Annotated in this window: 7 protein-coding genes; 6 read left to right on the top strand and 1 reads right to left on the bottom strand. The window is 53.2% G+C overall.

The window, feature by feature from the left end; all coding sequences use genetic code 11:
* Positions 1-898: 898 nt before the first annotated feature.
* Complete coding sequence (locus tag ACJHX7_RS19055) at positions 899-1,105, bottom strand: YbfA family protein (RefSeq protein WP_000424924.1); 207 nt, start codon at positions 1,103-1,105, stop codon at positions 899-901.
* A gap of 312 nt (positions 1,106-1,417) precedes the next feature.
* Between ACJHX7_RS19055 and kdpF the strand changes: the two genes are divergently transcribed.
* The 6 genes from kdpF to kdpE are packed head-to-tail and all read left to right on the top strand — an operon-like array spanning position 1,418 to position 9,183.
* The gene (kdpF, locus tag ACJHX7_RS19050) at positions 1,418-1,507 is read left to right on the top strand and encodes a K(+)-transporting ATPase subunit F (RefSeq protein ID WP_001365534.1); all 90 of its coding nucleotides are present in this window, start codon (positions 1,418-1,420) and stop codon (positions 1,505-1,507) included.
* Complete coding sequence (gene kdpA / locus ACJHX7_RS19045) at positions 1,507-3,180, top strand: potassium-transporting ATPase subunit KdpA (RefSeq protein ID WP_094030169.1); 1,674 nt, start codon at positions 1,507-1,509, stop codon at positions 3,178-3,180. The genes kdpF and kdpA overlap by 1 nt, the downstream gene beginning before the upstream one ends.
* Before the next feature lie 22 nt (positions 3,181-3,202).
* A complete protein-coding gene (kdpB, locus tag ACJHX7_RS19040; protein ID WP_094030168.1) occupies positions 3,203-5,251 on the top strand; it encodes a potassium-transporting ATPase subunit KdpB in 2,049 nt (682 codons plus the stop codon).
* 8 nt (positions 5,252-5,259) lie between these two features.
* A complete protein-coding gene (kdpC, locus tag ACJHX7_RS19035; protein ID WP_094030167.1) occupies positions 5,260-5,832 on the top strand; it encodes a K(+)-transporting ATPase subunit C in 573 nt (190 codons plus the stop codon).
* On the top strand, positions 5,825-8,509 hold the full coding sequence (gene kdpD / locus ACJHX7_RS19030) for a two-component system sensor histidine kinase KdpD (RefSeq protein ID WP_094030166.1): 2,685 nt from the start codon (positions 5,825-5,827) through the stop codon (positions 8,507-8,509). Before kdpC ends, kdpD begins: the two co-directional genes overlap by 8 nt.
* Entirely contained in the window at positions 8,506-9,183 is a 678-nt protein-coding gene (gene kdpE / locus ACJHX7_RS19025) for a two-component system response regulator KdpE (protein ID WP_000186076.1), read from the top strand. The genes kdpD and kdpE overlap by 4 nt, the downstream gene beginning before the upstream one ends.
* Positions 9,184-9,373 lie beyond the last annotated feature (190 nt).

Genomic DNA, 9,373 nt, shown 5'->3' with positions numbered 1-9,373 from the left:
GTGTGGTTCGGGCGTAGGTGAAGGCCATCATGACCCGCTCACCCGGCAATACAAATGCCACCTGACACTGGTACACCTGCTCGTTACCCCGGAGAAACTGGCTCTGTATTTGCAAACCGCCTCATTGAGATAATATTCCGTCATAATAGAAGTCGTCCTTTTTAATAAATGAATTATTTATTGACAGGTTCTGTTTTTTAATCATGAATGTAATGTCTATCACCGCTTTACAGCACTCTTTATCTTTCAAGCCGTAATCACTAATAACATTAAGCAATTACCCATATTTACAATGACCGGAACTGATATGCCGTTATGTATTTAACAATCCCAACATATTCACCATACCAATAAAATCACGAGTAACAAACACACTACCGCCTCCATATAAAAAATGGACAGCTTATAAAATTGCATCTTGCATAGAAAGGGCTGAGATATCGAGTGTATTTTAATTATCAACTATAAATGTTGAATATTTTCATTAACAGAAATACATCTTATCCCATTAGATATGTTAACAATCAATTATTCTTAACATATCACTAAAGTATATATTACTCTCTTTACTATCTGTTTTTATTGCGGTAGCGATATTAATAGCAAAATTCGGAATTTATTTAGATGCTGGAATAAGAAAAAGTGATGGCGGCTTTCTCACCTTACCCTGAAGTTTCAGGAAAGTGTGTAAGGAAGGATGCAACCTAACTGGAGATTTCTGAGGATCTAGTTGCTTAGAGCGACAATGAAGGTGAACGCATCCAGAGTAGTCCTATGAAAGGATACTATTGAAAATTGATGCTAAAACAGTGATTAAATGAACAACACCATGGAACCCGTTGATTCAAAACGCCTAAACCAGCCCCCTGATACGAGGCTGGCTTAAACGCGCAGGCAATCAGTAAAAATCACCCGTTGCCTTTTCGGCCTGATCCATCCACACCGGTTTATCGCTGGTTTTCGACCAGACGCGGTGCAGGTAGCTGTAAAAGCGGGCGCGGTCTTTCCAGAAAAGCATGAAAGGCAGCGCCAGAACGCCCGCTGCAACCGCATAAGTACGGCGTAAAAAGATAAGCCATGCAGGATATTCTCTGTAGAGTTCCATACTTTTCTCCCCCTGTTGTATCTACCCGGTGAATGGCACCGGAAAAATGAATTTGTTTATCTGATGAAAATAGTACCGCCTTTTGTGTAATTTTACTACTCATCCGACCACTTATTTTTGTTTATTGATGGTTTATTTACATTCACTGTGTAATTAAGTTACACAAAAGTTAAATTAATACTAAACATTAGTTAAATCATGGCTTTTGCCATTTTTATACTTTTTTTACACCACGCCCGCAGATTTTTGCGAAATCTTTGCAGCCAGAACTCTACCCTTCCGGTATCACTTTTAGGCCACTGGAGGTGCACTGTGAGTGCAGGCGTGATAGCCGGCGTGTTGCTGGTGTTTTTATTACTGGGTTATCTGGTTTATGCCCTGATCAATGCGGAGGCGTTCTGATGGCTGCGCAAGGGTTCTTACTGATCGCCACGTTTTTACTGGTGTTAATGGTGCTGGCACGTCCTTTAGGCAGCGGGCTGGCGCGGCTGATTAATGATATTCCTCTTCCTGGTACGACGGGCGTTGAACGCGTACTCTTTAGCGCGCTTGGCGTCTCTGACCGCGAGATGAACTGGAAGCAGTATCTCTCAGCCATTCTTGGCCTGAATATGCTGGGGCTGGCGGTGCTGTTTTTTATGTTGCTCGGTCAGCACTATCTGCCGCTTAATCCACAGCAGTTGCCGGGGCTGTCGTGGGATCTGGCGCTCAATACCGCCGTCAGCTTTGTCACGAATACCAACTGGCAATCTTATAGCGGTGAAACCACGTTGAGCTATTTCAGCCAGATGGCGGGCTTAACGGTGCAAAACTTTCTTTCTGCCGCCAGCGGGATTGCGGTGATTTTTGCCCTCATCCGTGCGTTTACCCGCCAGAGCATGAGCACGCTCGGGAATGCCTGGGTCGATCTGCTACGCATCACGTTATGGGTGCTAGTCCCTGTGGCATTGTTGATCGCATTGTTTTTTATTCAACAAGGTGCGCTGCAAAACTTTCTGCCCTATCAGGCGGTGAATACCGTTGAAGGAGCGCAACAGCTGTTACCCATGGGGCCTGTAGCTTCTCAGGAAGCGATCAAGATGCTCGGTACTAACGGCGGTGGCTTCTTTAATGCCAACTCGTCGCATCCGTTTGAAAACCCAACCGCACTGACCAACTTCGTGCAAATGCTGGCGATTTTCTTGATCCCAACAGCGCTGTGCTTTGCCTTTGGTGAAGTGGCGGGCGATCGTCGCCAGGGGCGCATGTTGCTGTGGGCGATGTCAGTGATTTTTGTCATCTGCGTAGGCGTAGTGATGTGGGCAGAAGTTCAGGGTAATCCTCATCTGCTGGCGCTCGGCGCGGACAGCAGCATCAATATGGAAGGTAAAGAGAGCCGTTTCGGCGTGCTGGTCAGTAGCCTGTTTGCGGTCGTGACTACGGCGGCTTCCTGCGGCGCGGTGATTGCGATGCATGATTCGTTTACCGCTCTTGGTGGCATGGTGCCGATGTGGTTGATGCAAATTGGTGAAGTGGTATTCGGCGGCGTCGGTTCCGGCCTTTACGGCATGATGCTGTTTGTTCTGCTGGCGGTGTTTATTGCCGGGCTGATGATTGGTCGTACACCGGAATATCTGGGTAAAAAAATCGACGTACGTGAGATGAAACTGACTGCACTGGCGATTCTGGTCACCCCGACGCTGGTGCTGATGGGCGCGGCGCTGGCAATGATGACCGACGCCGGACGTAGCGCCATGCTCAACCCTGGCCCGCATGGTTTTAGCGAAGTGCTGTACGCCGTGTCGTCCGCCGCTAACAACAACGGCAGCGCCTTTGCCGGATTAAGCGCCAACTCTCCATTCTGGAACTGTTTGCTGGCGTTGTGCATGTTTGTCGGTCGCTTCGGGGTAATTATCCCGGTGATGGCAATTGCCGGTTCGTTGGTGAGTAAAAAGAGCCAACCCGCCAGCTCCGGCACGCTGCCAACGCACGGCCCGCTGTTTGTTGGCCTGTTAATCGGCACCGTGTTGCTGGTTGGCGCACTGACCTTTATCCCTGCCCTGGCGCTTGGTCCGGTGGCGGAATATCTCTCCTGATGATATTGAGTGAGCACTGAATATGAGTCGTAAACAACTGGCGCTATTCGAACCAACACTTGTCGTTCAGGCGCTGAAAGAAGCGGTGAAAAAATTAAACCCGCAGGCGCAATGGCGCAATCCGGTGATGTTTATCGTCTGGATCGGCAGTCTGCTGACCACCTGTATTAGCATCGCGATGGCAAGCGGGGCGATGCCTGGCAATGTGCTGTTTAGCGCGGCCATTAGCGGCTGGCTGTGGGTCACCGTACTGTTCGCTAATTTCGCCGAGGCGCTGGCAGAAGGCCGCAGTAAAGCGCAGGCCAACAGTCTGAAAGGGGTGAAAAAAACTGCCTTTGCCCGCAAGCTGCGTGAGCCGAAATATGGCGCTGCGGCGGACAAAGTTCCCGCCGATCAACTGCGTAAAGGCGATATCGTACTGGTAGAAGCTGGCGATATTATCCCCTGCGATGGTGAAGTCATTGAAGGGGGCGCATCGGTCGATGAAAGCGCCATCACCGGAGAATCGGCACCGGTGATCCGTGAATCCGGCGGCGATTTTGCCTCCGTCACTGGCGGCACGCGTATTCTTTCTGACTGGCTGGTGATTGAGTGCAGCGTTAACCCCGGTGAGACATTTCTGGATCGAATGATCGCGATGGTGGAAGGCGCACAGCGACGCAAAACGCCAAACGAGATTGCCCTGACCATTCTCCTGATTGCCCTGACTATCGTCTTTTTACTGGCAACCGCCACGCTGTGGCCGTTTTCCGCGTGGGGCGGCAACGCGGTCAGCGTAACGGTACTGGTGGCGCTACTGGTCTGTCTGATCCCAACCACTATTGGCGGCCTGTTGTCAGCGATCGGCGTCGCCGGGATGAGTCGGATGCTGGGCGCGAATGTGATTGCCACCAGCGGACGTGCAGTTGAAGCGGCAGGTGACGTTGACGTTCTGCTACTGGATAAAACCGGCACCATCACACTCGGTAACCGTCAGGCGTCGGAGTTTATCCCCGCGCAGGGCGTGGATGAAAAAACGCTGGCTGACGCCGCACAACTGGCTTCGCTGGCTGATGAAACGCCGGAAGGCCGCAGTATTGTGATCCTCGCCAAGCAGCGTTTTAACCTGCGTGAGCGCGATGTGCAGTCGCTTCACGCCACCTTTGTACCGTTTACTGCGCAAAGCCGGATGAGCGGGATCAACATCGACAACCGCATGATCCGTAAAGGTTCTGTCGATGCCATTCGCCGCCATGTTGAGGCTAACGGTGGTCACTTCCCTGCCGATGTTGATCAAAAAGTCGATCAGGTTGCGCGTCAGGGAGCCACGCCGCTGGTGGTGGTGGAAGGTTCTCGTGTGCTGGGCGTTATTGCGCTGAAAGATATCGTCAAAGGCGGTATTAAAGAGCGCTTCGCCCAACTGCGCAAAATGGGCATTAAAACGGTGATGATTACCGGTGATAACCGTCTGACTGCCGCCGCGATAGCTGCGGAAGCGGGTGTCGATGATTTTCTCGCCGAAGCAACACCGGAGGCCAAGCTGGCATTGATTCGTCAGTATCAGGCGGAAGGCCGTTTGGTGGCGATGACCGGCGACGGCACCAACGATGCTCCGGCGCTGGCGCAGGCAGATGTCGCGGTGGCGATGAACTCTGGTACTCAGGCGGCGAAAGAAGCGGGCAATATGGTGGATCTCGACTCTAACCCGACCAAGTTGATCGAGGTGGTACATATTGGCAAACAGATGCTGATGACCCGTGGCTCGCTGACCACCTTCAGCATTGCCAACGATGTGGCGAAATACTTCGCCATTATTCCGGCGGCGTTCGCGGCAACGTATCCGCAGTTAAATGCGCTGAACATCATGCGCCTGCATTCGCCCGACTCTGCCATTCTCAGTGCGGTGATTTTCAACGCCTTGATTATCGTCTTTTTGATTCCCCTGGCGTTAAAAGGCGTGAGTTATAAACCGCTTACCGCTTCTGCCATGTTGCGCCGTAACTTATGGATTTACGGTCTGGGTGGGCTGCTGGTGCCGTTTATTGGTATCAAAGTCATTGATTTACTGCTGACCGTTTGCGGTCTGGTGTGAGGTTTACCATGAGTGGATTACGTCCGGCATTATCAACATTTATCTTTCTGTTATTGATCACTGGCGGCGTTTACCCGCTGCTGACCACCGTGCTGGGGCAATGGTGGTTTCCCTGGCAGGCCAACGGTTCGTTGATTCGTGAAGGTGATACGGTGCGGGGTTCAGCATTAATCGGGCAGAATTTTACCGGCAACGGCTATTTTCATGGTCGCCCGTCGGCAACGGCAGAAATGCCCTATAATCCACAGGCTTCTGGCGGGAGCAATCTGGCAGTCAGTAACCCGGAGCTGGATAAACAGATAGCCGCACGCGTTGCCGCATTACGGGCCGCTAACCCGGACGCCAGCACGAGCGTTCCGGTTGAACTGGTGACGGCATCGGCAAGCGGGCTGGACAATAACATCACCCCGCAAGCGGCGGCCTGGCAGATCCCACGCGTGGCGAAAGCGCGTAATCTCAGCGTTGAACAGCTCACGCAACTGATCGCAAAATACAGCCAACAACCGCTGGTGAACTATATCGGCCAGCCGGTCGTCAACATTGTCGAACTCAATCTGGCGCTGGATAAGCTTGATGAATAACGAACCCTTACGTCCCGACCCCGATCGTCTGCTGGAACAAACTGCCGCGCCGCATCGGGGGAAGCTGAAAGTTTTCTTAGGTGCCTGCGCAGGCGTCGGGAAGACCTGGGCGATGCTGGCGGAAGCCCAGCGACTGCGGGCGCAAGGGCTGGATATTGTGGTTGGCGTGGTAGAAACCCACGGTCGGAAAGATACCGCCGCAATGCTGAAAGGTCTGGCTGTTCTGCCGTTAAAACGCCAGGCGTACCGTGGGCGGCACATCAGCGAGTTTGATCTCGATGCCGCCCTCGCCCGCCGTCCGGCACTGATCTTAATGGACGAACTGGCGCACAGTAATGCGCCAGGTTCACGTCATCCTAAACGCTGGCAGGACATTGAAGAGCTGCTGGAAGCTGGCATTGATGTTTTCACAACCGTCAACGTTCAGCATCTGGAAAGTCTGAATGATGTGGTCAGCGGCGTCACCGGAATTCAGGTACGGGAAACCGTGCCCGATCCTTTTTTCGATGCCGCCGACGACGTGGTGCTGGTGGACTTGCCCCCGGACGATCTGCGCCAGCGGCTGAAAGAAGGCAAAGTCTATATTGCCGGGCAGGCGGAGCGCGCCATTGAACATTTTTTCCGCAAAGGCAATCTGATCGCCCTGCGCGAACTGGCACTGCGCCGTACTGCCGATCGCGTTGATGAGCAAATGCGCGCCTGGCGGGGGCATCCTGGCGAAGAGAAAGTCTGGCACACACGCGACGCGATCCTTTTATGCATCGGGCATAACACCGGCAGTGAGAAACTGGTCCGCGCGGCGGCGCGGTTGGCCTCGCGCCTGGGTAGTGTCTGGCACGCGGTGTATGTTGAAACCCCTGCCCTGCATCGCTTACCGGAGAAAAAACGTCGGGCAATTCTCAGCGCCTTACGTCTGGCGCAGGAGCTGGGCGCGGAGACGGCAACACTTTCTGATCCAGCGGAAGAGAAAGCGGTAGTGCGTTATGCCCGTGAACATAATCTCGGCAAGATTATTCTCGGTCGCCCGGCCTCGCGCCGCTGGTGGCGTCGGGAAACGTTTGCTGACCGACTGGCGCGAATCGCCCCCGATCTCGATCAGGTGCTGGTCGCGCTTGATGAACCACCCGCCCGCACGATTAACAACGCGCCGGATAGCCGCTCTTTTAAAGACAAGTGGCGGGTACAGATTCAGGGATGCGTGGTTGCCGCCGCGTTATGCGCCGTTATCACCTTAATTGCCATGCAGTGGCTGATGGCGTTTGATGCCGCCAACCTGGTGATGCTGTATCTGCTTGGCGTGGTTGTGGTGGCGCTATTTTATGGACGCTGGCCTTCGGTGGTTGCTACCGTCATTAATGTGGTGAGTTTCGATCTCTTTTTTATCGCCCCACGCGGCACGCTCGCCGTCTCTGATGTGCAATATCTGCTTACCTTCGCGGTGATGTTAACCGTCGGGCTGGTGATCGGGAACCTTACTGCTGGCGTGCGTTATCAGGCGCGGGTAGCCCGTTACCGCGAGCAACGCACACGGCACTTATATGAAATGTCGAAAGCTCTGGCTGTGGGCCGCAGTCCGCAGGACATCGCCGCCACCAGCGAACAATTTATTGCCTCCACGTTTCATGCCCGCAGTCAGGTGCTGTTACCCGATGACAACGGTAAATTGCAGCCGTTAACACATCCGCAAGGAATGACGCCGTGGGACGATGCCATCGCGCAGTGGAGTTTTGATAAAGGCCTGCCTGCGGGCGCGGGCACCGACACGTTACCCGGTGTACCGTACCAGATTTTGCCGCTAAAAAGCGGCGAGAAAACCTACGGGCTGGTGGTGGTGGAACCGGGGAATCTGCGCCAGTTGATGATCCCGGAACAGCAACGCCTGCTGGAGACGTTTACGCTGTTAGTCGCCAATGCCCTTGAGCGGCTGACACTGACCGCCAGCGAAGAACAGGCGCGGATGGCAAGCGAACGAGAACAGATCCGCAACGCCCTGCTGGCGGCACTTTCGCATGATTTACGCACGCCGCTTACGGTGCTGTTCGGTCAGGCAGAAATCTTAACGCTCGATCTGGCAAGCGAAGGATCGCCCCACGCCCGCCAGGCCAGCGAGATTCGCCAGCATGTGCTGAACACGACCCGACTGGTGAATAATCTACTGGATATGGCGCGAATTCAGTCCGGCGGCTTTAATTTGAAGAAAGAGTGGTTAACGCTGGAAGAAGTGGTCGGCAGCGCGCTGCAAATGCTGGAACCGGGTTTATCGTCGCCCATCAATCTTTCTCTGCCAGAACCGCTGACCTTAATCCACGTTGACGGGCCACTGTTTGAACGGGTGCTGATTAATCTGCTGGAGAACGCGGTGAAATACGCGGGTGCGCAGGCCGAAATTGGTATCGATGCCCACGTTGAGGGCGAAAATCTACAACTGGATGTCTGGGATAATGGCCCCGGTCTTCCACCAGGCCAGGAGCAGACGATTTTCGATAAGTTTGCTCGTGGAAATAAAGAGTCGGCGGTGCCGGGGGTAGGGCTTGGGCTGGCAATTTGTCGGGCGATTGTGGATGTACACGGCGGCACCATTACCGCGTTCAACCGACCGGAAGGTGGTGCCTGTTTTCGTGTTACACTTCCCCAGCAAACTGCCCCTGAACTTGAAGAATTTCATGAGGATATGTGACAAACGTTCTGATTGTTGAAGATGAACAGGCTATTCGTCGCTTTCTGCGCACGGCGCTGGAGGGCGACGGGATGCGCGTCTTTGAGGCCGAAACGCTGCAACGCGGCTTGCTGGAAGCGGCAACCCGTAAGCCAGATTTGATTATTCTCGATCTCGGCCTGCCCGATGGTGATGGGATTGAGTTTATCCGCGACCTGCGCCAGTGGAGCGCGGTGCCGGTGATTGTGCTTTCCGCACGCAGCGAAGAGAGCGACAAAATCGCCGCGCTGGATGCCGGAGCGGATGATTACCTGAGTAAGCCGTTTGGCATTGGCGAATTGCAGGCCCGTCTGCGCGTCGCTTTACGCCGCCACTCCGCCACCACCGCGCCCGATCCGCTGGTGAAATTTTCCGATGTGACCGTCGATTTAGCCGCCCGCGTGATTCACCGGGGTGAGGAAGAGGTGCATCTCACGCCGATTGAATTCCGCCTGCTGGCCGTGCTGCTCAACAACGCCGGAAAAGTGCTCACCCAGCGCCAGTTACTCAATCAGGTGTGGGGACCAAACGCGGTCGAACACAGTCATTATTTGCGTATTTATATGGGGCATCTGCGACAAAAACTGGAACAGGATCCCGCCCGCCCCCGCCATTTCATTACTGAAACCGGTATTGGGTATCGGTTTATGCTTTGAATATTAATTTTAATACATCCTGCCTTTTATTAATTAAAGCCGTAATAATAAATACGGCTTTTTATCTTAAACAACACACAAAAATAACAATTCAATATTTTATATTACTGAGTAAAAAGCTCATCATTAAATAAATTAAGATTGATCATTTTTTATTGATCACCTTCACAGTTCAACCGTATTTCCTGGA

This window comes from Escherichia sp. WS1451 (assembly GCF_046487365.1).
GTDB lineage: Bacteria > Pseudomonadota > Gammaproteobacteria > Enterobacterales > Enterobacteriaceae > Escherichia > Escherichia coli.
The sequence above is the reverse complement of the archived record's forward strand: the minus strand, read 5'-3'. Positions and strand labels throughout refer to the sequence as shown.